Origin of the sequence: Sphingobacterium sp. UGAL515B_05, from assembly GCF_033097525.1 — a bacterium.
In the GTDB taxonomy this organism is placed as follows: domain Bacteria; phylum Bacteroidota; class Bacteroidia; order Sphingobacteriales; family Sphingobacteriaceae; genus Sphingobacterium.
This window is the reverse complement of sequence record NZ_CP109907.1, coordinates 4,211,970-4,235,920: the sequence shown is the minus strand read 5'-3', so window position 1 is coordinate 4,235,920 and position 23,951 is coordinate 4,211,970. Positions and strand designations below refer to the sequence as shown.

Below are 23,951 nucleotides of genomic sequence, written 5' to 3'. Positions count from 1 at the left end.
TTCGAATTCTATCTAAATTTAAGTATATTCGATGAAACGCAATACACTAGCTCAGAAACTTTTATATGAGATCGATATATGTACTCATTCCACTCCTCTCGTGTCAGGTTTTCAGTGGATGTGGGCAGCCAAATGTTGCTGCACCTAATAACAAAACTTTGAATCCGGCAACTACTGAGTCAATAGCACCTGACGGGAACCAGTTTATCAACCCCGATGGGATGACGATCAAATCGCGCATTTTGTTACCAAAAGGCTTTAAAAGGCCTGCCTACCGGGTCGAAGAATTTGGAAATTTTCTCGAAAATCTTCCATTATACCCCATCGACCAGGAAGTACATTATTATGATGGAAAAATTAAACCTAGAAATAACATCTACAACAGTGTTGTGAAACTAGATATAGGAAAGCGCGATTTACACCAATGCGCCGATGCTGTCATGCGACTCAGGGCAGATTACTTATACCAACAAAAGCGGTATAAGGACATCAAATTCAACTTCCTTTCCGATAGCAAACCCCGCGCTTATACAAACTATGCAAAAGGAGACTATTCCTACCCAACCTATTGGAAATACCTGGAATATGTGTTTGCCTATGCCAACACAGCCTCTTTACACGATGAGCTGCCCAATGTAAAAACGACTCAGGAAGTTAAGATTGGAGATACTTTTATCCAGAAAGGATCACCCATTGGCCACGCAATCATTATAGTTGATCTAGCCAAGGACAGTACTGGAAAAACAATCGTACTCCTCGCACAAAGCTACATGCCGGCGCAAGAAATACAGATTTTAAACAATTGGAACAACAGCACGCTTAGTCCCTGGTACGATATAGACCAGGATATTATAAAAACCCCTGAATGGACATTTTATCCTAAAAACCTCAAAACTTGGGAATAACCAGGGTTAAAAACTTGTGAATAGCCAGAGCTGGATAATAATAATAATAATAATAATAATAATAATAATAATAATAATACCTTTTCAATCGATCAGGTGATGACCAAACAAGCGACAGAAAATAATAAAAGATATTTTTGTCTTTTATTATAAATTTCTATTTTTGTACCCGATAGTCACTTGCAAATGAACCCTATCAAGGTTTACAAAATTCCTCGGAGCCGAGGTGGATTTTTTTGTTTTTTATTCCGATTAAATAAAAGATAAAAAGGTATTTAAATATTTTATTATGATTACTGAAGCACAAAAAGAGTTAATCAAGGGCACTGTACCGGTTTTAAAAGAACATGGTGTGGCGCTGACCAGTTATTTTTATAAGCGTATGTTTGCCCACAATCCTGAGCTTAAACATATCTTCAATATGGGAAACCAACAAAATGCGCGGCAACAAGCGGCGTTGGCCACGGCAGTGTTGGCCTATGCCGAGCATATCGAGAATCCCGCAGTCCTTCTTTCTGCAGTGAAACATATTGGACAAAAACACAGTAGCCTCAATATTCGTCCGGAGCATTATCAGATTGTTGGCAAGCATCTATTGGCCTCCATTCAAGAAGTATTGGGGGATGCAGCAACAGAAGAACTGATTGAAGCCTGGAAAGTTGCCTATTTTCAATTAGCGGATCTGATGATCGGAGTCGAAAAGGATATGTATGATCAAATGATCCAGAACGAGGGCGGATGGACGGGCTGGAAGCCATTCACCATTGTAAAAGTGGTATCTGAGACCGCCGAGATTCAGTCTATTTATCTCAAGCCAACAGATCAAGGAAGACTTCCAAAACATGAGGCAGGCCAGTATGTAAGTGTTCGTGTATTTCTTCCCGAATTACACCTGTACCAACCAAGACAGTATAGTCTTTCCGATGCGAGCAATGGAGAGTACCTTCGGATTTCGGTAAAAAGAGAAGCTACGGAAGGAAAACCTGAGGGTATGGTGAGTAATTATATACATCAATACTTTGAAGTTGGAAAACAACTGGAACTCACAGCACCTACAGGTTCCTTTCAACTTATCGAAAGTGAAAAACCACATGTATTTATTAGTGGTGGAGTTGGTCAGACCCCATTAATTGCCATGTTAGAACATTTAGCTGACAAGAAAGAAGACAAACCAATCACTTGGATCCACGGTTGCCGTAACCCTGATTTACATGCGTTTAAAGAAAGAGTAAAAACATTGGAAAATCAACATCAAAACATAACTAGTTTTTCTTTCTATGACGAAGCTCAGGATGCGGATGCCAACGTACTTGTGGGTTGGGTTGATCTCGCTAAAATAGATGCTTCGCATCTTCCACAGGAGGCAAACTATTACATCTGTGGCCCATCAGGATTTATCAAAAAGCACTTCCAATATTTAACGAATCAGGGTATCCAAACAGAGAACATTCATTTCGAAGAATTTGGTCCAGCATCTTTGCAACTAAATTAATTGCACTACCCCGCTTCATCAAATAGTCATCCCTAATTTTTAATCATTGGCGGATGGCTATTTTTGATTTTGTACATTTGCAAAAAGCAAAAAGATTATGGGTATTTTTTCCAAAACATGTGAATATGGACTACGGGCAGTTTTTTTTATCGCACAAAGCTCCCAAGAAAATAAACGCGTGAGCATAAAAGAAATAGCAGAGAGTATCCATTCTCCGGAAGCTTTTCTAGGCAAGATACTACAGAATCTAAGCCGTGCAGGTATCATTCGATCCATGAAGGGACCTGGTGGTGGATTTTACCTCGATAGGGAAGATATGTCCACTCCACTATCCGAAGTCGTCAGAGCGATCGACGGTGAAAGTCTATTTGTCGGCTGCGGCATGGGGCTTGAATTCTGCTCCGAACAATATCCCTGTCCCTTGCATCACGAGTTCAAAAGCATACGCAACAACCTCTCGGAAATGCTTCAAAAAACAACGGTCGGCCAATTCAACGACGACCTGATTAAAGGGAAAATCCTATTAACAAAAAAGCCATATCAACCCTGATAAAACCATAGGTAATTCCTTGGATTAACAGGCTAATTCTTCAGCTTCTTCCTTCATTTTTTCTATTGAGTACCATGTTGAAAATAATTCGGAAGACGTAAAATTCGCTTTTTTCGTATAAAACCACACCTTCACATAATCCACATAATACAGCTGATTAAAAGCAATATAAAAATTATAAAACATTAAAATGTATCGCATTTAAGCGTCCCGCCATTCAATTATTCAAATCATTGAAATTACGCGAAATAGGATGATCCTAGGACCATTTCTAAACTTCTTATAAGGTCGCCACCAAACTCGATATAACTCCCTGAAAGTAACCCTCACTTTTTATTTAATACGCTCGATGAAACAAGGAAATAGGCTTTTTGTCGGCCTATACCAAGATAACAAACCTTCTTATTTGGACGTCTTTCCTTTGGGTTAAACCCCAAAAATATGGATCATTTCCTGACTATAACGCCATTTTCATACAATTTCCCATCTTACAATGAAAAATCAAAAAAAATACAAATTAATATCTACACAACAACATATTACAGACTTTATATAAATAAATAAAACACATGTAAAACGATTTAAAAAGCTTTGTTTTTATAGCAGAAAAGGTGTGGATAAAATTTTATCCACACCTTTTCTGCTATTCACGGATAACGCGAAAGGGGGCATTCCCTCCAGTGCCGGACAAAAAAAATACAAGAGGCGACAATCTTTAATTCTTCACGTGTATTGCACAGTTCGAAAAATTGAATGACTTGAAAAATGACATGGGTCACAGTTTCCGCCATTAAAGATGGCCACCCACCCAAAAGAGCACCCATGCAGCAGAGCGCGTACATGTACGTTACTACATTTTTCTAGTGCTTCTCCCAACATCATGCGAAACGTTTCGACATCCAAAGCAAGTCTATCCGTAAAGACCACTTCATTAAGTACAAGTAAACACCGGATTTAACACCATTTTAATCCGATCTGAGGCAACATCTCTCCGCAATCGCTCATCTACTCACAATTTGCATAAAATTGCTTAGAACGATTAATAACAACATTTCAGCAAAATTATAGGATGATCTAAAAAACTTGTCCGCTACATAGACACACAACTCCCACCGGAATCGATCTGCGGCGACCGAGCCCAACCATCCAAATCACCCGACTTAACTCTGGCCCTCTTTTAATCAATTTAAGACATCATCTCCGAGTTGAGCAGGGCAGGTCGCTCAGGAAAAAGAGAGGCACAAACGAGCTTAAAACAACATTTACAGGATCGGGACTCCACCCGAATTTGATGAGTCAGATACCCCCATTCGGTATACTCAACAGCGTCAAAAAACAACAAAATAAACAATAAGAAGATTTAATACAGCTAAATAAACAGAATAACCTCAAGTAAAACATTACAACCAAGACTACCCAAATCCATTAAAATCAAATTCACACTGAACAAAACAAACGCTTTTATTATATTTAAGTTTTCCAAACAAACCATGCGTAACGACCCCTCTATGTTGAGATCATTTTTAAAAACAGAACTTGTAAAAATCAGGAAAACCCGCAATGTGATCATTGGCATCTTCCTCGCGATGTTCGTTTTTTGTTACGGATTTTTTCTGGTGGCTTTTTTTCAGAAATGGTCGGACAGTGAAGACAGGCTGTCGTTTTTTTCAAAATCACTCCCTACCCTATCCTTTCTTTTCGTTTATCTAGGTTTTGCGTTCGGCCTGTTGAGTTGGATAGCTTACATTAAAAACCAAAAATTCATCCATGCACTGCAACAACTAAACGACGACGATCTTGACATCTACCAGCAATATAGCAGACGGTTGGTCCGCATCTTTTCAGCTATCGCCCCATATCTTTTTTGTGAAAATGAAATTTTATTTTTCCCATTCATTGGAAACAAACAGATCCCAATTAGTCAAATTCATCGCATTGAAACAAAAATCATCAGAAACTACCGGGGGCCCAACAGCTATCGCATCTATTTCTATAATGAATTCAACAAAATCTATCAGGTCACCATGAATCAGAAAGGAGCTTTTGATTTCTTACAGGAGCAACTTCGGAAAGAAAATCCAACGATAGTTGTTGTTGCTAGAAACCATTAAACACATACGAGTTTTCAGATAATTCAGCGAAAAAGTGGAGCATCCCAACATCATCGCTTATTGAACTGCTAAATGTGATCTAGTTGAAAAATTTACCCCAATTTTTCTCGCGAAAATTGAAAGTCGACACCTACAACCTATCGCTTATTTCCGAAGGAAACTAGACTGGAAGATACAACCGGTATTTACCCGACTCAGCAACTTCTTTGATCACCAGATTTCTTTCTTCAAGAAAGCGCAGCATGTATCGGGTTAAAAATAGCCGTTCCGCAAGCCTCCCCAGAACCCCGAGCGGAGCCTTAAAATTGAACACATCGCGCATTAATACTTTGCCATGTTCCAGTTCCTTGAAAATATGCTGGTGATCCATCGAATGAAACACTCCCTGAGTCATTCGATCTTCGAAAAAATGAGGTTTTTCCATCGCTGTTATCTGCACAGTCAATGTTTGCTTTACTCCAAGATGCCTTGCGCGCCAGCGCACCTGCCGCCCCGCCTCGATTAATCCCATTGTCACCCCATCAATTGCCTTCTCTCCAGTTTTCTTTGTCGAATACATATGCAGATCAATACTACGTGCCAAATCAAAAACAACCGATAAAGGAGCTTCTATAATTGTATCTAAAATAAGCTGCGGCATATTACTCTTTCAATATATTTCGCACGAATTTCGTAAAATTCAGTAATTTCCTTAGGATCAGACACGAGAATTTTCTAAATTGATCTGCCGTTCGCATGGCAAATAGACAATAATCATGATAACACTACTTCAATTCGAAAAATCAGATTTCCCGCTTTTTAAGTCATGGATTCGATCAGCAGAGGAACTATTACAGTTTGCAGGACCGTATTTTTCGTTTCCGCTTACTGATAACCAACTTGAAAAATACATTCAAGACCCAAAGCGAAACGCCTTTAAAATAATCGATACGGCAACCAAAGAAATAATCGGCCACTGCGAATTAAGCTTCGAACGGGACATTCCAAGACTTTGCCGCATCCTAATTGCAAAAAGCTCCGAACGAAATAAAGGTTATGGCAGAAGCACGGTAAACGAACTACTCAAGCTGCTTTTTACTGAAGGCAATTATGAAATAGCCGATTTAAACGTTTATGACTGGAATCACAATGCAATCCGATGTTATGAAGCCGTAGGTTTTCGAATTAACGAAAATATGATTTCGGAAGTAACAATTGGCAACGAAACCTGGAAAAGTCTCAATATGAAGATTAGCAAATCTGACTGGAAAAGTTAATTTAGCGCTATGAAAAATAAGCGAAAATTAAAGCATATAGCAATATGCTTATTCGTATTGGGTGCATTGCTCGGTTTTTACAGCTGGAAAATCGAGCCACATTGGGTAAAATACGAGCAGGTCAATCTAACTGTAAAACATTTACCAGAAGCATTGGAAGGAAAGTCGTTGATCCAAATTTCGGACATCCATATCGGCAACTATGTGGATAAAGATTTTATAAAAAGAACCTTTCGGGAAATCGGAGCATTAAAGCCCGATATCGTGGTATACACCGGCGATTTTGTACGTCTTGTTAACAATAAAATCCGCTTAGAACAACTCAATGAAGTCATGCAAGATGCCCCAAAAGGCAAACTTCAAACATTGGCAATTCTAGGCAATCATGACTATGGAAAAAATTTTCAGGACAGTGCGGCAGCAGATTCAATCGTTAGCCTACTCCATGGATATTCGATAAAAGTATTGAGAAATGAAAGCGTAATAACCCAGGGGTTAAGAATATTCGGTATAGATGACTTTTGGGGAACAAACTTTGACCTTATAAAGGCCATGAAAGACTACGATCAATCTCAAGCCAGTTTAGTATTATGTCATAATCCGGATGCCGCAGACCTCGACGGCTGGAATAGATACAATGGCTGGATCCTGGCAGGACACACACATGCTGGCCAAGTAAGAATTCCTTTTTGGGGCTCCCCGATTATTCCCGTCAAAAATAAAAACTACGATCAAGGAATCAAGAAAATAAGCGGAGACAGAACATTATATATCAACCGCGGACTGGGACACAGCATTCCCATCAGATTCAACGCGCGACCCGAGGTTACCATTTTCACATTAAGGAAAGAATAACAATCCAAGGAGCGATTCAATTTGCCCCGTTCCTTTAAACAAGATATGGATAAAAGGCCGTATGAATCGTCTGTCTATAATCTTCCAGTGGATTTCCGTTTTGGTATGCACCCAAAACAGCATAGCTTGAGCTCCAAAAATCTGAAATGATAAAAAGTTGGCGCACGAACGCCTGTAAATTTACCAAGGGTATATCAGAACGAAACATGCCTAACTCAGCGTAATACAAAAATAGAGAGACAAGTTGCTCTTCACGCTGTGCCACCAAATTTCTGTAAGCTTCTGCAATACTGGGGATCCAGTTGCAAATTTCAACAAAATTCTCAAAAATAAACCTGTATTTCGATATCAGCGCATAAGAGCCATCAATAAAACTATCCAGCACCTGGCGAAATGTGCTTGCATCATCTTCAGGCTTCAAAATCATCTTTTCATACTCATTTTGCAATAATTGGAAAAGTTGAAAAATAATATCCTCGGTATGTTTAAAATGATAATGAAGATTACCGGCACTTATATTCAGTTCCTGAGCAATTTGACGCGTTGTTACCGTACGTATACCATCACGATTATAAAGCTTCAACGCACCCACAATAATTTTTTCTTTCGTATTCATGATGCAAAATTAGAACAAATGTTCTAATTTTGCATCATGAACTAAAAATAAGATTATATACATGGAAAAATCAACGGGAAATTGGCTTAAAAGGCAATACTTCGAATTAAAACAAACTTTAATCCCAGCTCATCCAAACGACAGTTCTTGGAAGAAATTCGGTAAACAGACTGCTTTCTTTATGTTTTTAACTTTAATGGCATGTGGTGCTATAGCAATGTTAATCGCCGTCTCCTTCGCTCATTAAGCAGGGAGCTGTTTGACGGCTTATTCATCTTCTACTGGTTTTGTTGGTTCTTTATTCGATTTACTCGGGCTAATCATTTCCCTATCCCCTTCCTGAACGACTGGCTGACTGATTTCGTTTTTGTACCGATCATTATCCATTGTTCATCTATCGTGGGTAGTCATGTATTCAACAATGGCAGAGCCCATGGTTATCCGCTTTACCAAATCTGGATAATTTCATTCTTTACCTCCTTACTTTTTGAATGGATCATGCCTCAATATACCACGTATAATACTGGAGATATTGCTGACGTCGTAGCTTACTTTGCTGGAGGATTATTTTATTTCTGTTTCCATCAACCCTTCTATATCAAAAAAAATCATCAACTTATACAAGAGAGGAACAATAAGCAGATATTTACCTCATAAATTCTTAAAAGATAACTTAGAACCAACAGCATTTAAGGCAAAATATCACAAAACTACAAGGGTAAGCCCAGAAGGACCATATAAAAAGTATACACATCACATCAAAATTAGATCAGCGACATATTCAAAATAAAGGGGAATTCTAAAAATTGAACTTTTTCTATAAAGGTAATCGTGAAATTATACCGGTAGGGAAAACTCTTTTCGCTCTGAAGCGAGCGATTAATGAAGCGATTTAAAAGCTAAAACTGCGGAAAGCCTCTCTTTTAAAGAATGCCATTAACGGAAAAGCAGGCATTCAGATAAATGTAAAAAACCTTTGTTTGACTCCAAATACCCTGACATCAAACAAAAGGCCTTATAATCATCAATACTCGATTAAGAGTACTTTTTTAGCTAATACTCGATCAAGACTTCAGTGACTTGAGCTCCTTGTTTAGCACTTTTAAATTTAAACTTCACTTTCTGATTCAGGTTCAATTTATGTCCAGCAAGACGGTCATTGAAATAAATAGATTGCTGAGTTTCGTTGTCTCTAATAAACCCATAGTTGGAGTCGTTATTGTAATGGACAACTTTTCCGAAGGAATACTCGTCATGATGATTTGAGGCCATGCTTGGACTCTCCCCTTCTTTCAATTTTATCGCAGGTCTGTCTGAAATATTCCCATGTTCATCAACATAAGCAAACAATTCTTCCAAAGATTTCCCCTTGTCGTTGTTTGTTTTGTTGAATTCTTTTTTCTCAATTTTTTGTTGTTTTTTGAGTAGTTTCTTTTTTTCTCGTTCTTTTTTGTTAAATGTAATTTGGCTTTTGCTCATTCAATATGGATTAAAATAAATGTTCCCGAGGAGGTTACGGACCTTTAGAGCTTCGTTGAAAAGATAAAAATGCGATGTGTTCTAAGGAGATAATTGCAAAGGTACAAAAAATTCTTTAAAAAAGGGATAGTGAGCGATCCTGTACCAAGAGATCTTAATCTGGAACCGATTCGTTCCTTTGATTTTAAACAGCCCACATCCGGTTCATAAGTTATTGTTTAAACCTAGTCGCCTACAATGGGGCTGACAACAATCAGTCGTCTGACGCCCACCGATCTTTCAACTTTTTAAACAAGATTTATTTCGATCACAAAATTGAAAAATTCCATAAAACAAAAAGATCATTTGGACGTTATTTTTAAAAAAAACTATGGAAATAAGAAACATCGAAAGGGACGAGAGAGGCAATTTTATTGCAGAAGTTGAAAATAATGAAGCCGGAATTTTAGAGTATACCTGGCAAAACGATCATGAGTTTTCCATTGATCATACAGAAGTCTACGATGAGTATCAGGGAATGAGTGTGGGAAAAAAATTGGTACTGGAGGCTGTTGACTATGCCCGAAAGAATGACGCCAAAATTATCCCAAATTGTCCCTATGCGAAAGCTATCTTTGATAAAACAATAGCTTTTCAAGATGTATTGGCATAAAAAAGCCGTTTTATCCTGTTGATAAAACGGCTTTTTTATACTTAATTGAGTGGGTTAAATGACAATATTGATTATCTTTCCTTTGACAAAAATAATCTTTTTGATCGCCTTCCCATCTAAATGCCGTTGTACATCAGCATGTGCTCTAATCGTATCTTCTACAGCTTTTTGATCTAAATCAAGCGCTAGTGATAGATTGAATTTCATCTTTCCATTGAAAGATACGGGATATGCAAATTCAGATTCAACCAAATATTCTGCTTTGAACACAGGATATGAAGCGTAAGAAAGTGTACCAGCTTCTTTACCCAACAGCGCCCACAACTCTTCCGTAATATGTGGAGCATAAGGCTGAAGGATAACGACGAGCTGTTCCAATATCTGTCTTTTATTGCATTTCAACTCAGTCAATTCATTGACACAGATCATAAAGGCTGAAACAGAAGTATTGAATGAGAAACGCTCAATATCATCTTCCACCTTTTTGATAATTTTATGTAAGGCTTTAAACTCTGCTTTGGATGGATCTTCATCGGAAACACTGAAATTACCTTCAGCATCGTGGAACAGTCGCCATACTTTACGTAAAAACTTATAAACCCCTTCAATACCATTTGTATTCCAAGGCTTAGCCTGCTCCAAAGGCCCTAAAAACATTTCGTATAGACGCAATGTATCTGCTCCATAGGATTCGATAATATCATCAGGATTGACCACATTGAATTTGGATTTCGACATTTTCTCCACCTCACTACCGCAGATATACTTCCCATTTTCCAATACAAATTCAGCATTTGCAAAGTCCGGTCTGAAATTTTTGAATTTTTCCAAATCCAGTACATCATTATGAACAATATTCACGTCTACATGTAAAGGAATAGTTTTGTATTCATTTCTTAATCCATAAGACACAAATTGATTTGTACCTCTCCCTTCGTCATCGAGTACACGATACACAAAATTAGAGCGCCCTTGAATCATACCTTGATTAATCAATTTGCGGAATGGCTCTTCCTCATTTTGATACCCCAGATCTTTCAAGAACTTGTTCCAAAAACGCGAATACAACAAGTGCCCAGTAGCATGCTCAGAACCACCGATATATAAATCCACCGCTTTCCAATAATCCACAGCCTCTTTAGACGCAAAATTACCTTCATTTTTCGGATCCATATACCTAAACCAATACCATGAAGAGCCCGCCCATCCTGGCATCGTGCTCAGTTCATACTCGTACTGATCTTCATATTTCCAATCTTTGGCCCTTCCTAAAGGAGGTTCACCCGATTCCGTTGGTAAATATTTATCAACTTCGGGCAATAAGAGCGGTAATTCTTCTTCTTTAATTAAATAAGGTAATCCATTTTTAAAGTAGACAGGAACGGGTTCTCCCCAATAACGCTGACGCCCAAAAATAGCATCACGCATACGGAAGTTTATTTTCGCTTTACCTAATTTTAATTCTTCCAATTTAGCAATCAAAGCAGGGACCGCCTCTTGGTAAGTCATACCATTGATAAAATCGGAATTGATGTATTTTCCATCTTTATTTGGATCAGCTTCTTCTTCAATATTTTGAGTATCCGAAATAGGAATAATAGGAAGAGCGAAATGTTTAGCAAACACATAGTCACGTTGATCACCACTTGGCACAGCCATTACAGCACCTGTACCATAACCAGCAAGTACATAATCTGCGATCCAAATCTGTACATCCTGTCCAGAAATTGGATGTTTCGCGTAAGAACCCGTAAAAGCACCAGATACTGTTTTTGTATCGGCCATACGATCCAATTCAGATTTTTTCGAAGTTTTCTCGATATAGGCGTCTACTTCTGTTTGCTGCTCAGGGGTAGTCAATGCTGCAACCAATTCATGTTCTGGAGCCAAAACGACAAAAGAAACACCATATATCGTATCTACACGCGTCGTAAACACTTCAATTGCTGTATTTAATTGTGGTACGGGAAATTTCACCGAGGCACCTACCGATTTCCCGATCCAGTTACGTTGCATTTCAACCAAAGGTTCTGGCCAATCAATGGTATCCAAACCTTTCAATAAACGATCTGCGTAAGCAGTAATACGCATAGACCACTGCATCATCTTCTTTTGCTCCACAGGATAACCACCACGCTCAGAGACACCGTTGATGACCTCGTCATTCGCTAATACTGTACCTAAAGCAGCACACCAGTTTACTGTACTTTCACGCAAATAAGCAATCCGATATTTCAACAATTCCCGTTGTTGTTTTTCTTCATCAAAAGATTTCCATTCGTCAGCGCTGAATTCCAGGACATCTTCATCCGAAACTGCTAAAATGCCAGTTGAACCACTTACAACAAACCTCGCGATTAACGTTTCGATCGGTTCAGCTTTATCTGATTCCTTATTATACCAAGAATCAAACAATCTCATAAAAATCCATTGTGTCCATTTGTAATATGACGGATCGGAAGTACGTACTTCTCTACTCCAATCATAAGAGAACCCAATGTTATCCATTTGCTCACGATACCGATTGATATTTACCTCAGTCGTCACAGCAGGATGCTGACCAGTTTGAATGGCATATTGCTCTGCAGGAAGTCCAAAAGAATCATATCCCATCGGATGCAATACATTGAAACCTTTCAAACGTTTATATCTTGAAAAGATGTCCGAAGCAATATATCCCAGCGGGTGACCAACATGCAGCCCCGCTCCGGAAGGATAAGGAAACATATCCAATACATAGTATTTTGGCTTTTGATGCGTATCGGACGTTTTATATGTTTGATGATCAGCCCAAAACTTCTGCCACTTTTTCTCTAATGATTTGTGATTATACTCCATTTTTATTCGTAAGGAATTTTTATGACTTGCGAAATTACGATTTTAATACTGAAATGTGATAAAAGTTTTGTAGTTTGAACAATAAATTATAGTATTGAAAAGTTAATTAAACAAAGGAAGAAAATAGCCTTCGAATTGATTTTATCAAAGTAATTACAAGATTAATTCGAAATCTTCCACTCAAATAGTTACTTTCGCAAATAAATTTTTGCTTATTATGTCAGAATACGAATTAAGCACACAAAAAAGAAAAACAAAATCTGTATATGTATCTACGGTTATCAGTATCGCTCTCGTGTTGCTGGTAACAGGTATGTTGGGATTACTCTTGGTGCACGCTAAAAATCTTTCGAAATACGTTAAGGAAAATATCGTCTTAAATGTCATCGTAAATGATGGCACAAGTGAAGGTGATGTCCTTTCTCTACAAAAAGACCTGGAAAAAGATCCCTACGTGCTCCGTACCGAATATATCAGTAAGGAATTGGCTGCAAAAAACTTAAAAGAAGATCTTGGCGAGGATTTCGTACAATACCTAGGGCATAACCCTCTTCTACCTTCTTTGGATGTTTATATGAAAGAGAATTATGCCAATACAGATAGCATTAAAACTTTTATTGAAAAGATCTCCAAAAACAATAAAATTAAAGAAGTTGTATACCAAGAGTCACTAATTGACATGGTCAACAAAAACGTACGCATCATCGGAATGATTGTTCTTGCTTTTGCGGTTATCCTATTGATTATCGCCGTAGCTTTAATCAACAATACGATACGTCTTGCAATCTATTCACAACGTTTCTTAATCAAAAGCATGCAATTGATTGGGGCTACTAAAAACTTTATTCGTAAACCATTTATAACGTATGGTATCATTCATGGTTTACTGGGATCTTTGATCGCGATTTTACTCCTCATTTTAACGCTGAAATTTGCACAACAGCAAATACCAGAACTGGTCTTTTTACGCAACTGGTTTGAATTTGCAGTGATCTTTTTAGGGGTAATTCTGATTGGGATCCTCATTTCTGGACTTAGTACCTACTTCGCTGTAACAAAATATTTAAAGGCACAATCTAACGATTTATACAGATAAAAAATGGCTCAAATAAAGAAATCTACTGAATCAGTCAACAAAGGTTCATTTGTATTCTCCAAAGTAAACTACCAACTGTTCATAGCTAGCTTGGCTGTTGTAATCATAGGCTTTACATTGATGTCCGGTGAAACTGATATCTATAGTTTTACCAAGATTACCTTGGCTCCTATTGTTGTTGTTCTCGGGTTTGCGTTAGGATTCGCTGCAATACTATACCGCCCCAAAAACAAATCCAACTAAAGCATAATCTTATTTCAAACAGATGTCTATTATTGAAGCTATCATCCTTGCTATCATTGAAGGATTAACGGAGTTTTTGCCTGTATCTTCGACAGGTCATATGATCATTGCTACTGCCTTAATGGGTATTCAGCCATCAGCATTTGTCAAATTGTTTACAATTGTGATCCAGTTAGGCACCATATTATCCGTTCTGGTATTATACTACAAACGTTTTTTTAAAACGCTTTCATTTTATTACAAATTGGTTATTGCGGCGATTCCGGCCTCTGTGTTGGGCTTACTATTCAACGATTATATCGATGCATTATTAGAAAGTCCCTTAATGGTCGCGGTTATGTTGGTGATCGGGGGTGTAGTTTTACTTTTTGTCGACAAGTGGTTTAACAAACCAACTGTTGAAGATTCGGACAAGGTTTCCTACAAACAAGCTTTTATGATCGGGGTATATCAATGTCTTGCATTAATCCCGGGTACCTCAAGATCCGCAAGTACAATTATTGGCGGTATGGCCGAGAAACTAACCCGTAAAGCTGCTGCGGAATTTTCCTTTTTCCTTGCTTTGCCTATGATGTTTGGTGCTTCTGCAGTAAAGCTTTTAAAGTTTTTTAAAGAAGGTAACACCTTCACAGGAGAAGAACTTAATTTGCTTATTATTGGAAATCTAATTGGTTTCGTTGTTGCAATTGTAGCCATTAAGTCTTTTATTGGCTTTTTGACCAAATATGGTTTTAAAGCATTTGGTTGGTACCGAATCATCGTTGGTGTTATTATTCTTGCCCTCCTACTTTCGGGCCATAGTTTACAAATTATCTAAAATCTTCGGATGGAAAATATAGAGGTTAGTGAAAACCCAGCAAAGTTCAACTTTGTTGAAGGAGAAATGTTGTTGATCGATAAACCTTTAACATGGACAAGTTTTGACGTTGTTGGTAAAGTTAGAAACTCAATCAAGCCATTAAAATTAAAAGTCGGTCATGCAGGCACTTTAGATCCACTGGCAACAGGTCTACTGATTGTATGTACCGGAAAACTAACAAAGAAAATAGACAGCTACCAAGCTGAAGACAAAGAATATACAGGTTCGATCACATTAGGAGCGACAACGCCTTCTTACGATCTGGAAACAGAAATTGACCAAACCTTTTCAATTGATCACATCACAGAGGAAATGATCTTCGAAGCAGCAAAATCCTTTGAAGGCGATATTCAGCAATTTCCCCCAGCCCATTCAGCCATAAAAATTAATGGTGAACGTGTCTATGAAAAGGCCCGTCGTGGCGAAGAGGTTGAAATAAAATCCCGCCAGGTACGCATCAATAGCTTTCTCATTGAAAAGATCGAGCTTCCTAATGTGTATTTTCGCATATCCTGCTCGAAAGGAACTTACATTAGATCACTGGCCTATGACTTTGGAAAATTCTTACAGAGTGGATCACATCTGAGTTCTTTGAGACGCACCAAAAGTGGAGATTATTCGGTAGAAAATGCCTGGAATCTTGAACAACTTATCGCTGAAATAAAACGTCATAAAGAAATCATTAAATAACTTTACCCTCCCATTTTATTGATTCTTTATCTTATTTTTGCAAAAACTCCTATAAATGAAAATCTACAGAAGTTTAGATGATTTCTCACCAGTTGAAAATGCAGTTGTAACCATCGGTACTTTCGATGGTGTTCATATTGGCCATCAAAAAATATTGGCTCACTTAAAAGAAGCAGCTCATAAAATTAATGGTGAGACAATTTTGCTTACTTTTTTCCCACATCCACGATTGATTATCAATCCAGATGATGATAGTTTACGCCTAATCAACGATATCGAAGAAAAGGTCAGTCAATTAAGCAAAGTGGGAATTGACCACTTAATTATCATTCCTTTTTCCCGTGATTTTTCAAATCAGACTCCGGAAGAATACATTAGTAATGTTCTTGTAGGCAAATTGGGTACAAAAAAGATTGTGATAGGTTATGATCACCATTTTGGAAAAGACCGAAAGGGTACTATGGGCGATTTAGACCAATTTGCATCTATATTTGACTACAGTGTTGACGAAATTCCGGAGCAGGATATCAACGATATTGCGGTATCCTCCACACGAGTACGTGAAGCGCTTATAAAGGGCGATATAAGAACGGCTAATCTCTATTTAGGCTATCCGTTCGAATTAACGGGAACTGTTATTAGAGGCGACCAAATTGGGCGTACAATCGGATTTCCAACAGCAAACCTGCAGGTTCACGAACCTCATAAACTCATACCGGCCTATGGTATCTATGCTGTTGAGGTATATATCTATAATCATATCCAAAACATCACTACAGGGGAATATAAAGAGGAAAGTCCGGTTTCAATTGCGAAAGGTATGGGTTATATAGGGACCAGACCCACTGTTGATGGGATGAATCGTGCTATTGAAATCAGCCTTTTCGATTTCGATCAGGATATCTATGGCAAGACACTACGTGTCAAGTTCCTTCATTTTATCCGACATGATGAACGGTTTGACTCGCTTGAAGAAATGAAAGCTCAGATCAAAGCAGACGAAGTCGAAATCAGAAGTCTTATTTGTTAGAACAAGTCTGTTAGCTATAAAATAAAAAAGCGGGAATTCCCGCTTTTTTATTTTATAGCTATTTTTTCTCTTCCTTGCAAAAGAAGATATTATTTAATAAACGCCTCGATACCCAATCTGTAGCTATCCAAACCGAAACCACAGATCACCCCTTTACAATTCTTTGCCAGAAATGAATGATGGCGAAATTCTTCTCTTTGATGGACATTGCTAATATGAACTTCAATAACAGGCGTTGTAACTGCCGCAATTGCATCTCCAATAGCAACAGAAGTATGTGTATACGCACCGGCATTCAACACAATTCCGTCAAATTCAAAACCAACTTCATGGATCTTATCAATTACCCCCCCCTCTGAATTGCTTTGAAAATAGTGCAATTGCACCGTTTCAAACTGTTGTTTAAGCTCTTCAAAATAGCTAAGAAAATCTTGGCTACCATAAATAGATTTCTCTCTTACACCCAACAAATTCAAATTTGGGCCATTCAGAATGAGGATTTTTTTCATTGAAATATAATTACTTTTGTACTGGTCCATTGGCTAACCGGAGCGAACCCATACCATTTTCTGTTTAAATAGATCGTTTTTAAGCCGTAACAAATCATAATAAGGGATCGTCAACCATCGGATATTTTATGTCGACTGTATCAAAGCTTTCTCCCTTATGTTGTCCATTTTTCCTGAGACATGGTTTTAAAAACAAACTATATTGATCCTATAGTCGAATCAATATAGTTTGTCCTATTTCAAATATAGTTCGATTTATATCATTTCTATAAATCGTTATAAATTGCCCGGAAACTTGAGCGAAGTCCAAATGAAACAACGCCAGACTTATTGACTACCGGTGTTTCATATTGTGCTTTTGCGTAACGTTGGGTATAACCAAGTTCTAAGCGAAGGTTATACTTGGGGTTAAGCACATAGGCAGCCTTAGCATCCGCATAATAGATATTGTTCTTTATTCCTTGCGCAATATGGTTTCCATATAAATTTGGTATTGTATTATAGGATTGGAAAATATCCCCCCCCATATTACTTCCATCAGGTAGATCAAGTCCGTTTTGGGTAAACATCCCCTGTAAGGAGAAATCCCATCTATCCCATGCATAATTCACAAGACCAACAAGCTCTCTAAAGTTTGCCCCTTTTGGATGAGCCAATGGTTCGGCATTGTTGCTATAGTTTGAATACGATTTAAAGTGCGCATAGGTATACGGCCTAGCGGTATTATACTCGGCAAGAAAATTCAAGTTCTTAACGCCAAACACATCATATCCTCTTACACCAAGTTGGGCTCCCCATTTGTTGTGCGCATATCCATTCCCAGCAAAGAACTCTTTCGCTGTAAATTCACCCAGTAAAAACTGTCCGTAGGCAGTCAATCTATAAGGTAATTTATATTTAGAGGTCAACCCTAAAAACATTTTATCAGGCGAAGTACGATTATTACTTTCAACAGGTCGTATAAAAATAATTGGACTTATATAACTAAAATCAAAACCTCTTTTTCCGCCTTCATCTTGAGCTGCCCAGACCACAGACTGGAAGAAACCAACAGATAATTTATTGGTAACATTCCAATCAAGATATTGAAAAGCTCCCCATTTCTTTCCGTCTCCTAAACGCGTATTATTCTGCCCTTCCATAGGTATTGTACCGGTCAAATCCTGTCTAGGATGCGTCGGATCATTCATATAGGCCCAAATCGAAGTATATTGAACATTCCCTATGGTCCCAGTCAATTTCAAATGCGCATAGTTTGAGGAAAAGTCCGATAAAAGCATCGATCGATACCCATCCCCAATAAAGTTTTTGTCATAGGCCAAAGTTGCCTGAATATACTTATGCGCATCATAAGTCATACTGGCTGTCGCATACATCCAGTCCATTTTATTCTTGGACTGAAATTTTGTATTTCCTTGCCCGGGAATAACTTTGTGCGCAACAATATAATCATCCAGATATTTGGGAAAGACGGCTTGACTTTCAAAAGCAGAAGTATTGAATGTAAATTTATTCCCCACATTCAATCCCACCTGAAATCCCCGACTATTCATCCATGTTCGACGTTTGTCGCCTAACATGTCCTTTCCAATATAAAGATCCGGTAAAAAATCAGCATAGAATGTGTAGTCGTCTTTCTCAACCTGCACAAGATGTTCGTTAAAAATCTTCCGCATAAACCAATTGGATGAAGAAACGGGTTTATTGGATTGGATCGAATCAAACTTGGCTAACAATAAAGAGTCTTTTATGACGAATGGTTTGGCAGAGGTATGCATCCTCGTTTCAGTAGAATAAACCGCATCGTTCATTTTTTGATAAAAATGATACGAATAGGGCTGACTCTTAATCTGGGCAAAACCTCCGAAGGTAATACCTACTCCCATGCTTGCCAGTACAATTCGGAGTAAATTATTATTTTTTGTTATATTAAGCCTCATAAAATTATTTCAAAGATTATTTTTTCTAGCAAAATGCATTCCTAAACGCAAATTAACCGAATAAAATTGACTTTATTCATATGTTCAGTCAATTTTATCATGCTAAATCGTATTTGCTATTCCTTTTATTCAAAAATATTTATATCTTGCATATCAGTAAATAACCTTATATCATAAAAAATAGCCCTAATAAGCATGAAACGCAGAACATTTATCCAAAACGCAACCCTGTTAACCGCAGGTGCACTTACAAGCAAATTTTCATTTGCTCAAGAACATTCTTTTCCCACTGTACGGACAGCGAGAGAGAAAAGACTTTTCTCGAGCAAGGTAATCGAAGATGCCATTGTAGAATTTCAGAAAAATGTTAAAAATAAGGAATTGGCTTGGTTATTTAACAACTGCTTTCCTAATACCCTAGATACGACTGTATTTCCTTATGTCCAAAACGGAAGAAATTATACCTATGTGATTACAGGGGATATTGATGCGATGTGGTTGCGCGACAGTAGTGCGCAGGTATGGCCATACCTCCCTTTTATGAAGAAGGACAAAAAGCTTCAGGATCTTATTGTTGGCTTAATCCAAAAACAGAGTAAATGCATCAATATTGATCCCTATGCCAATGCATTTTATAACGATCCAACAAAAAAAGGCGAATGGTTCAATGATCACACAAATATGAAACCTGGAATCCATGAACGAAAATGGGAAATTGATTCATTGTGTTATCCAATTCGATTAGCTTATCATTATTGGAAAGAAACAAATGACAGCAGTCCATTTAATGAAGAATGGTTAGAAGCACAACATAAAATATATCAGACTTTCGTTGAGCAACAACGTAAAGATAGCCTAGGCCCATATAAATTTGAGCGAACAACCTCCAGAGGATCCGACACATTACAGGTCGACGGCTTCGGATATCCTGTAAATCCAGTTGGTTTGATCTGCTCCAGTTTTCGACCTTCAGACGATTCAACTATTTTCTCATTTTTAATTCCATCCAACTTATTTGCGATTGTTAGCCTTAGACAGTCTGCCGAAATTTTGAAAAAAGTTAAAAATGAACATGAACTCGCTGCAAAAATGGAAGCGCTTGCCAATGAGGTCGAAGCAGCAGTCAATAAATATGGTATCATCGACCACCCGACACTGGGCCGGATATATGCTTTTGAGGTAGACGGTTTTTCGAGCCATCTTATGATGGATGATGCAAATATCCCTAGTTTGTTGGCCCTACCATATTTAGGGGCTGTAGATCTAAATAACGAAGTTTACCAACGTACGCGTAACTTTGTTTTGTCTGATAAAAATCCATTCTTTTTTAAGGGAACGGCAGCGGAAGGCATTGGTGGACCTCACATAGGAAGAGATATGATCTGGCCGATGTCCATTATTATGCGGGCGCAGACCTCAACAAATGATGATGAGATTCGTAATTGCATTAAAACGCTCGTCAATACGCATGGTGGAACTGGATTTATGCATGAGTCTTTTCATAAAAACGATCCTAAAAAATTCACAAGGCATTGGTTTGCTTGGACAAATACATTATTTGGCGAATTAATTTGGAAAATATATAAAGAGAAACCATCTTTGCTTCAATAATTCTGAATCTTGTAACACAATGTTATAAGTGCAGGAGCTTATAACATTGTGTTATGGATAATCTATCAAAATCAGGTCCGATTGGTATTTTTGATTCCGGTTATGGGGGACTCTCCGTATTTAAGGAAATTCAACAACTTTTACCGCAATACGATTATATCTATTTAGGCGATAACGCCCGTGTTCCATACGGTACAAGATCCTTTGAGACCGTTTATAATTACACCAAACAATGTGTATTTAAATTATTTGACCTAGGTTGTAATCTTGTCATCCTGGCATGTAATACAGCCTCTGCAAAAGCCTTAAGGACTATTCAACAACATGATCTTCCCCCTGGAAAGAAAGTCCTTGGCGTCATCAGACCCACTACCGAAATCGTACACAATTTCACGAAAACCAACAAGATAGGTATTTTAGCCACTACAGGAACGGTGAAATCCGAATCCTATAAAATAGAAATACACAAATTCAATCCAGAAATAGAGGTTTTTCAACATGACTGTCCTTTTTGGGTCCCTCTGGTAGAAAACAACGAGATCAATACTGAGGGCGCTCATTATTTTGTTGAAAAGGACTTACGGGAACTTTTGCAGCAATCCGATCAGATCGATACCATTGTGCTTGCTTGCACCCATTATCCGTTGTTGCTACCGGTAATCCAAAAATATACACCAAGTAATATAACGATCATCTCCCAGGGACCTATTGTAGCCAATAGCTTAAAAGAATATCTTGACCGACATCAAGAAATTGAAACAATTTGTTCGCAAAATGGCCAACTGGCCTTTTATACCACAGATGATCCGAGAGACTTTGAGAGTAAAGCTAAGATATTTTTTGGACAGCCGATAGCCGCAAGCCACATCAGTGTTTAAAAAATAAAAGGCAATGATTTTTAAAACTTTTACTTCCTAATTTTCGTTATTCTGATAAAAAGGCAAGTACAATGAAAAAGAACTTTATAACCATTGCTTATAATCAGGAGACACAGCATTGCGAATCCAAAGAATTTTCAAGTATTCAGGAAAGTGCAGATTATTTTAAGACTTTCGAGACCTCTGCTCAGCCCGACTATGTACCTGTGTGTATCTACAATTTAAACACAAACACCATTCTAGATGTAAGTGATTATTATGTAAACAAGGATATTGAGCTCGAGCGGATCGTAAAAAACTGTTTAGGAGAAAAGTAACACCTTATATATAATTACAGATTCAACATAACAATTCAACAGCGCTAACATTGCTCTTTTAACGTATTAACTGGTTATATGTATAATCATATTATTACATTCTGAAAAATAATATTTCATTAATTTTTGATATCTTCAAGCAGATAATCAGACCAAAAACAAGTCACAGATAATGAAAACCAAACTAACAATAAGCCTCTTAACAGTATCTTTAGGATTAACTGCATGTAATTCCAACCATGCAAATTCAAGTTCAAGTTCGGATAGCAGTGCAAATGCTGCAACTGACACAACAAGTTATCCTCCGGTAGAAACACAAAAGGCAAACACGAATTATAAACCAGCGTTTCCTGGACAAACCAGAATTAATGGTGCAAAGACAAGCACACCGTTCGAAGGTAAAGTAATTGCCGAGGGATTAAAATCCCCTTGGGGTATAACTGCGCTACCGGATGGCCGATTATTAATCTCAGAAAAAGAAGGTGATTTTCGCATTGCTACGGCAGATGGTAAATTAAGTGAACCAATTAAAGGTTTACCTCAAGTCAATAGCAGTGGACAAGGTGGGCTTTTGGGATTACGTCTTGATCCAAACTTCGAGTCAAACCGTATGATATATTGGGTTTTCTCTGATAATACCGCTGCTGGAACTTTGACCGCTGTTGCGAAAGGAAAACTGTCTGCAGACGAGAAATCGATAGAAGGTGCTAAGGTTATCTACCAAGCTACTCCTGCTCATAAAGGGAATCTGCATTATGGTGGCCGTATTATCTTTGATAAAGATGGAAATATTATTTTGAGTACGGGTGAAAGATCTGATTTGGTCACAAGACCATTGGCACAGGATCTAAATGCAGCATTAGGCAAGATCTTACGTATCACCACTGATGGACAGCCTGCCCCTGGGAATCCATTTATAGGCAAGGCAAATGCACGTCCGGAAATTTACAGTTATGGACATCGTAATCCACAGGGACTTGCCTTACATCCTGAAACTGGCGATCTTTGGGAAACCGAATTTGGTCCACGGGGCGGCGACGAGCTGAACCGAATTGAAGCTGGTAAGAACTATGGCTGGCCGACGATTACGTATGGTATAGAATATAAAGGCGATAAGGTTGGTGAAGGCATACAACAAAAAGACGGCCTGGAACAACCTGTTTATTATTGGGATCCTGTACTCTCCCCTAGCGGAATTACTTTCTATACCGGACAAAATATTCCTGAATGGAAGAATAATCTCTTTATTTGTGGTCTAAGCAGCATGCACATTGCCAGAATCATACTTAAGGATAATAAAGTGGTTGGAGAAGAACGTCTACTAGGTAATGAAGGACAACGGTTCCGGGATATCACACAGGGCAAAGATGGCGCGCTTTACGCTATCACCGATATCGGAAAATTATATAAAATTGATAAAAAATAAATATATCGATTCAACGCAGCTCCTCTCAAACGAGCTGCGTTTTTTTTGTCTGGCCCTAAAAAAACATACTTTCAACTATTTTTTGTTGACCTTATTTACTATATTTCTTTTAGAATATGACAAAAATATAGTTTGGCTTGATTATTGATCATTTACTAGCAAATCAATAAATTATTATATGGTAAAAAAAGAAAAAATGAAAAAATTATTAGAAATTAACCCCTTGTCGTTCTATATGACCAACTGGGGATTCGTAAACAACACCGCCCCAAAAAGAACGCGCAAAACCTGCCAATCTTCTCCCAAAAATTAAGCGTTCTTGCTTAGACAATTCATTAAATTTATTAAAATCATCTGCTGATATCCTCCATACGGATATTAAGTAAGAGATTTATTTCTTTTACTCGATCCGTATGGAAGGGTATTAAACTATGCGAACAAATAGGCCAATACGATTACGATAATAATACAAGCAATCATAATGTATTTATTCAATTGGCTATTTTTCTCTCCTTCGTCACTTTTATAGTGATAATCTCGTTTGTTGGGCAAATTCATAAGCTTGTTTTTATTCATGATGAAGTTACGGACTTTTTTC

At 37.8% G+C, this 23,951-nt stretch carries 24 protein-coding genes; 17 read left to right on the top strand and 7 right to left on the bottom strand.

Annotation, left to right across the window (positions count from 1 at the left end):
* Positions 1-65 precede the first annotated feature (65 nt).
* The 4 genes from OK025_RS17285 to OK025_RS17270 all read left to right on the top strand — a co-directional run bounded on the left by OK025_RS17285 (position 66) and on the right by OK025_RS17270 (position 5,058).
* Positions 66-905, top strand: a complete 840-nt coding sequence (locus OK025_RS17285; RefSeq protein ID WP_317665636.1) for a DUF4846 domain-containing protein — start codon at positions 66-68, stop codon at positions 903-905.
* A gap of 289 nt (positions 906-1,194) precedes the next feature.
* Positions 1,195-2,397 carry an NO-inducible flavohemoprotein gene (gene hmpA, locus OK025_RS17280; protein WP_317665634.1) on the top strand — a complete coding sequence of 401 codons (1,203 nt, stop codon included), beginning with the start codon at positions 1,195-1,197 and terminating at the stop codon, positions 2,395-2,397.
* Positions 2,398-2,494: 97 nt separating this feature from the next.
* Positions 2,495-2,947, top strand: a complete 453-nt coding sequence (locus OK025_RS17275; RefSeq protein WP_317665632.1) for an Rrf2 family transcriptional regulator — start codon at positions 2,495-2,497, stop codon at positions 2,945-2,947.
* Positions 2,948-4,455: 1,508 nt separating this feature from the next.
* The gene (locus OK025_RS17270) at positions 4,456-5,058 is read left to right on the top strand and encodes a hypothetical protein (RefSeq protein WP_317665630.1); all 603 of its coding nucleotides are present in this window, start codon (positions 4,456-4,458) and stop codon (positions 5,056-5,058) included.
* A gap of 160 nt (positions 5,059-5,218) precedes the next feature.
* Here the strand turns inward: OK025_RS17270 and OK025_RS17265 are convergent, their stop codons facing one another.
* Complete coding sequence (locus OK025_RS17265) at positions 5,219-5,698, bottom strand: SRPBCC family protein (RefSeq protein ID WP_317665628.1); 480 nt, start codon at positions 5,696-5,698, stop codon at positions 5,219-5,221.
* A 115-nt stretch (positions 5,699-5,813) separates the two neighbouring features.
* Between OK025_RS17265 and OK025_RS17260 the strand changes: the two genes are divergently transcribed.
* Both OK025_RS17260 and OK025_RS17255 read left to right on the top strand, forming a co-directional pair.
* Complete coding sequence (locus tag OK025_RS17260; RefSeq protein ID WP_317665626.1) at positions 5,814-6,314, top strand: GNAT family protein; 501 nt, start codon at positions 5,814-5,816, stop codon at positions 6,312-6,314.
* Positions 6,315-6,323: 9 nt separating this feature from the next.
* The gene (locus tag OK025_RS17255) at positions 6,324-7,169 is read left to right on the top strand and encodes a metallophosphoesterase (protein WP_317665624.1); all 846 of its coding nucleotides are present in this window, start codon (positions 6,324-6,326) and stop codon (positions 7,167-7,169) included.
* 34 nt (positions 7,170-7,203) lie between these two features.
* On the opposite strand, the gene OK025_RS17250 is transcribed toward OK025_RS17255, so the two are convergent.
* Complete coding sequence (locus OK025_RS17250; RefSeq protein ID WP_317665623.1) at positions 7,204-7,785, bottom strand: TetR/AcrR family transcriptional regulator; 582 nt, start codon at positions 7,783-7,785, stop codon at positions 7,204-7,206.
* 61 nt (positions 7,786-7,846) lie between these two features.
* Here OK025_RS17250 and OK025_RS17245 point away from each other — a divergent pair, with 61 nt between their 5' ends.
* Entirely contained in the window at positions 7,847-8,032 is a 186-nt protein-coding gene (locus OK025_RS17245) for a hypothetical protein (RefSeq protein ID WP_317665622.1), read from the top strand.
* Between the two features lie 806 nt (positions 8,033-8,838).
* Here OK025_RS17245 and OK025_RS17240 read toward each other — a convergent pair.
* Positions 8,839-9,264 (bottom strand): cold-shock protein, encoded by a 426-nt coding sequence (locus OK025_RS17240; RefSeq protein ID WP_317665621.1) that lies wholly within the window; start codon positions 9,262-9,264, stop codon positions 8,839-8,841.
* A 370-nt stretch (positions 9,265-9,634) separates the two neighbouring features.
* Here OK025_RS17240 and OK025_RS17235 point away from each other — a divergent pair, with 370 nt between their 5' ends.
* Positions 9,635-9,916, top strand: coding sequence for a GNAT family N-acetyltransferase (locus OK025_RS17235; RefSeq protein WP_070565582.1), 282 nt, complete (start codon positions 9,635-9,637; stop codon positions 9,914-9,916).
* Positions 9,917-9,970: 54 nt separating this feature from the next.
* Here the strand turns inward: OK025_RS17235 and leuS are convergent, their stop codons facing one another.
* Positions 9,971-12,754: a leucine--tRNA ligase gene (leuS, locus tag OK025_RS17230; RefSeq protein ID WP_317665620.1), complete on the bottom strand. Its 2,784-nt coding sequence runs from the start codon at positions 12,752-12,754 to the stop codon at positions 9,971-9,973.
* A 217-nt stretch (positions 12,755-12,971) separates the two neighbouring features.
* On the opposite strand from leuS, the gene OK025_RS17225 reads away from it, so the two are divergent.
* Genes OK025_RS17225 through OK025_RS17205 form a run of 5 tightly spaced genes read left to right on the top strand, consistent with a single transcriptional unit; the run spans position 12,972 to position 16,672 of the window.
* The gene (locus OK025_RS17225; protein WP_046674489.1) at positions 12,972-13,850 is read left to right on the top strand and encodes a cell division protein FtsX; all 879 of its coding nucleotides are present in this window, start codon (positions 12,972-12,974) and stop codon (positions 13,848-13,850) included.
* A gap of 3 nt (positions 13,851-13,853) precedes the next feature.
* Positions 13,854-14,093, top strand: a complete 240-nt coding sequence (locus tag OK025_RS17220; RefSeq protein ID WP_317665619.1) for a DUF3098 domain-containing protein — start codon at positions 13,854-13,856, stop codon at positions 14,091-14,093.
* Positions 14,094-14,115: 22 nt separating this feature from the next.
* On the top strand, positions 14,116-14,910 hold the full coding sequence (locus tag OK025_RS17215; RefSeq protein WP_317665618.1) for an undecaprenyl-diphosphate phosphatase: 795 nt from the start codon (positions 14,116-14,118) through the stop codon (positions 14,908-14,910).
* 9 nt (positions 14,911-14,919) lie between these two features.
* Positions 14,920-15,642, top strand: a complete 723-nt coding sequence (gene truB, locus OK025_RS17210; protein WP_317665617.1) for a tRNA pseudouridine(55) synthase TruB — start codon at positions 14,920-14,922, stop codon at positions 15,640-15,642.
* Between the two features lie 55 nt (positions 15,643-15,697).
* On the top strand, positions 15,698-16,672 hold the full coding sequence (locus tag OK025_RS17205; protein ID WP_317665615.1) for a bifunctional riboflavin kinase/FAD synthetase: 975 nt from the start codon (positions 15,698-15,700) through the stop codon (positions 16,670-16,672).
* An 89-nt stretch (positions 16,673-16,761) separates the two neighbouring features.
* Here OK025_RS17205 and aroQ read toward each other — a convergent pair whose 3' ends face one another.
* Together aroQ and OK025_RS17195 are read right to left on the bottom strand one after the other, a co-directional pair.
* Complete coding sequence (gene aroQ / locus OK025_RS17200) at positions 16,762-17,181, bottom strand: type II 3-dehydroquinate dehydratase (RefSeq protein WP_317665614.1); 420 nt, start codon at positions 17,179-17,181, stop codon at positions 16,762-16,764.
* Between the two features lie 266 nt (positions 17,182-17,447).
* Positions 17,448-19,121 (bottom strand): gliding motility protein RemB, encoded by a 1,674-nt coding sequence (locus OK025_RS17195; protein ID WP_317665613.1) that lies wholly within the window; start codon positions 19,119-19,121, stop codon positions 17,448-17,450.
* A 195-nt stretch (positions 19,122-19,316) separates the two neighbouring features.
* Here OK025_RS17195 and OK025_RS17190 point away from each other — a divergent pair, with 195 nt between their 5' ends.
* The 4 genes from OK025_RS17190 to OK025_RS17175 all read left to right on the top strand — a co-directional run bounded on the left by OK025_RS17190 (position 19,317) and on the right by OK025_RS17175 (position 23,353).
* The gene (locus OK025_RS17190) at positions 19,317-20,732 is read left to right on the top strand and encodes a glycoside hydrolase family 125 protein (protein ID WP_317665612.1); all 1,416 of its coding nucleotides are present in this window, start codon (positions 19,317-19,319) and stop codon (positions 20,730-20,732) included.
* 53 nt (positions 20,733-20,785) lie between these two features.
* Positions 20,786-21,610, top strand: a complete 825-nt coding sequence (gene murI / locus OK025_RS17185; RefSeq protein ID WP_317665610.1) for a glutamate racemase — start codon at positions 20,786-20,788, stop codon at positions 21,608-21,610.
* 71 nt (positions 21,611-21,681) lie between these two features.
* Positions 21,682-21,927, top strand: a complete 246-nt coding sequence (locus tag OK025_RS17180; RefSeq protein ID WP_317665608.1) for a hypothetical protein — start codon at positions 21,682-21,684, stop codon at positions 21,925-21,927.
* A 172-nt stretch (positions 21,928-22,099) separates the two neighbouring features.
* The gene (locus tag OK025_RS17175; protein ID WP_317665607.1) at positions 22,100-23,353 is read left to right on the top strand and encodes a PQQ-dependent sugar dehydrogenase; all 1,254 of its coding nucleotides are present in this window, start codon (positions 22,100-22,102) and stop codon (positions 23,351-23,353) included.
* Positions 23,354-23,782: 429 nt separating this feature from the next.
* Here OK025_RS17175 and OK025_RS17170 read toward each other — a convergent pair whose 3' ends face one another.
* On the bottom strand, positions 23,783-23,911 hold the full coding sequence (locus OK025_RS17170; RefSeq protein WP_317665605.1) for a hypothetical protein: 129 nt from the start codon (positions 23,909-23,911) through the stop codon (positions 23,783-23,785).
* Between the last annotated feature and the right edge of the window lie 40 nt (positions 23,912-23,951).

What these genes read in the sequence shown, in the direction of transcription:
- hmpA (WP_317665634.1), top strand. Translation starts at nt 1,195, where the DNA reads ATGATTACTGAAGCACAAAAAGAGTTAATCAAGGGCACTGTACCGGTT.
- aroQ (WP_317665614.1), bottom strand. Translation starts at nt 17,181, where the DNA reads ATGAAAAAAATCCTCATTCTGAATGGCCCAAATTTGAATTTGTTGGGT.
- OK025_RS17255 (WP_317665624.1), top strand. Translation starts at nt 6,324, where the DNA reads ATGAAAAATAAGCGAAAATTAAAGCATATAGCAATATGCTTATTCGTA.
- OK025_RS17240 (WP_317665621.1), bottom strand. Translation starts at nt 9,264, where the DNA reads ATGAGCAAAAGCCAAATTACATTTAACAAAAAAGAACGAGAAAAAAAG.
- OK025_RS17190 (WP_317665612.1), top strand. Translation starts at nt 19,317, where the DNA reads ATGAAACGCAGAACATTTATCCAAAACGCAACCCTGTTAACCGCAGGT.
- OK025_RS17195 (WP_317665613.1), bottom strand. Translation starts at nt 19,121, where the DNA reads ATGAGGCTTAATATAACAAAAAATAATAATTTACTCCGAATTGTACTG.
- OK025_RS17225 (WP_046674489.1), top strand. Translation starts at nt 12,972, where the DNA reads ATGTCAGAATACGAATTAAGCACACAAAAAAGAAAAACAAAATCTGTA.
- OK025_RS17245 (WP_317665622.1), top strand. Translation starts at nt 7,847, where the DNA reads ATGGAAAAATCAACGGGAAATTGGCTTAAAAGGCAATACTTCGAATTA.
- OK025_RS17250 (WP_317665623.1), bottom strand. Translation starts at nt 7,785, where the DNA reads ATGAATACGAAAGAAAAAATTATTGTGGGTGCGTTGAAGCTTTATAAT.
- OK025_RS17270 (WP_317665630.1), top strand. Translation starts at nt 4,456, where the DNA reads ATGTTGAGATCATTTTTAAAAACAGAACTTGTAAAAATCAGGAAAACC.
- truB (WP_317665617.1), top strand. Translation starts at nt 14,920, where the DNA reads ATGGAAAATATAGAGGTTAGTGAAAACCCAGCAAAGTTCAACTTTGTT.
- OK025_RS17235 (WP_070565582.1), top strand. Translation starts at nt 9,635, where the DNA reads ATGGAAATAAGAAACATCGAAAGGGACGAGAGAGGCAATTTTATTGCA.
- OK025_RS17175 (WP_317665607.1), top strand. Translation starts at nt 22,100, where the DNA reads ATGAAAACCAAACTAACAATAAGCCTCTTAACAGTATCTTTAGGATTA.
- OK025_RS17205 (WP_317665615.1), top strand. Translation starts at nt 15,698, where the DNA reads ATGAAAATCTACAGAAGTTTAGATGATTTCTCACCAGTTGAAAATGCA.
- OK025_RS17220 (WP_317665619.1), top strand. Translation starts at nt 13,854, where the DNA reads ATGGCTCAAATAAAGAAATCTACTGAATCAGTCAACAAAGGTTCATTT.
- murI (WP_317665610.1), top strand. Translation starts at nt 20,786, where the DNA reads ATGGATAATCTATCAAAATCAGGTCCGATTGGTATTTTTGATTCCGGT.
- OK025_RS17285 (WP_317665636.1), top strand. Translation starts at nt 66, where the DNA reads ATGAGATCGATATATGTACTCATTCCACTCCTCTCGTGTCAGGTTTTC.
- leuS (WP_317665620.1), bottom strand. Translation starts at nt 12,754, where the DNA reads ATGGAGTATAATCACAAATCATTAGAGAAAAAGTGGCAGAAGTTTTGG.
- OK025_RS17215 (WP_317665618.1), top strand. Translation starts at nt 14,116, where the DNA reads ATGTCTATTATTGAAGCTATCATCCTTGCTATCATTGAAGGATTAACG.
- OK025_RS17265 (WP_317665628.1), bottom strand. Translation starts at nt 5,698, where the DNA reads ATGCCGCAGCTTATTTTAGATACAATTATAGAAGCTCCTTTATCGGTT.
- OK025_RS17170 (WP_317665605.1), bottom strand. Translation starts at nt 23,911, where the DNA reads ATGAATTTGCCCAACAAACGAGATTATCACTATAAAAGTGACGAAGGA.
- OK025_RS17260 (WP_317665626.1), top strand. Translation starts at nt 5,814, where the DNA reads ATGATAACACTACTTCAATTCGAAAAATCAGATTTCCCGCTTTTTAAG.
- OK025_RS17275 (WP_317665632.1), top strand. Translation starts at nt 2,495, where the DNA reads ATGGGTATTTTTTCCAAAACATGTGAATATGGACTACGGGCAGTTTTT.
- OK025_RS17180 (WP_317665608.1), top strand. Translation starts at nt 21,682, where the DNA reads ATGAAAAAGAACTTTATAACCATTGCTTATAATCAGGAGACACAGCAT.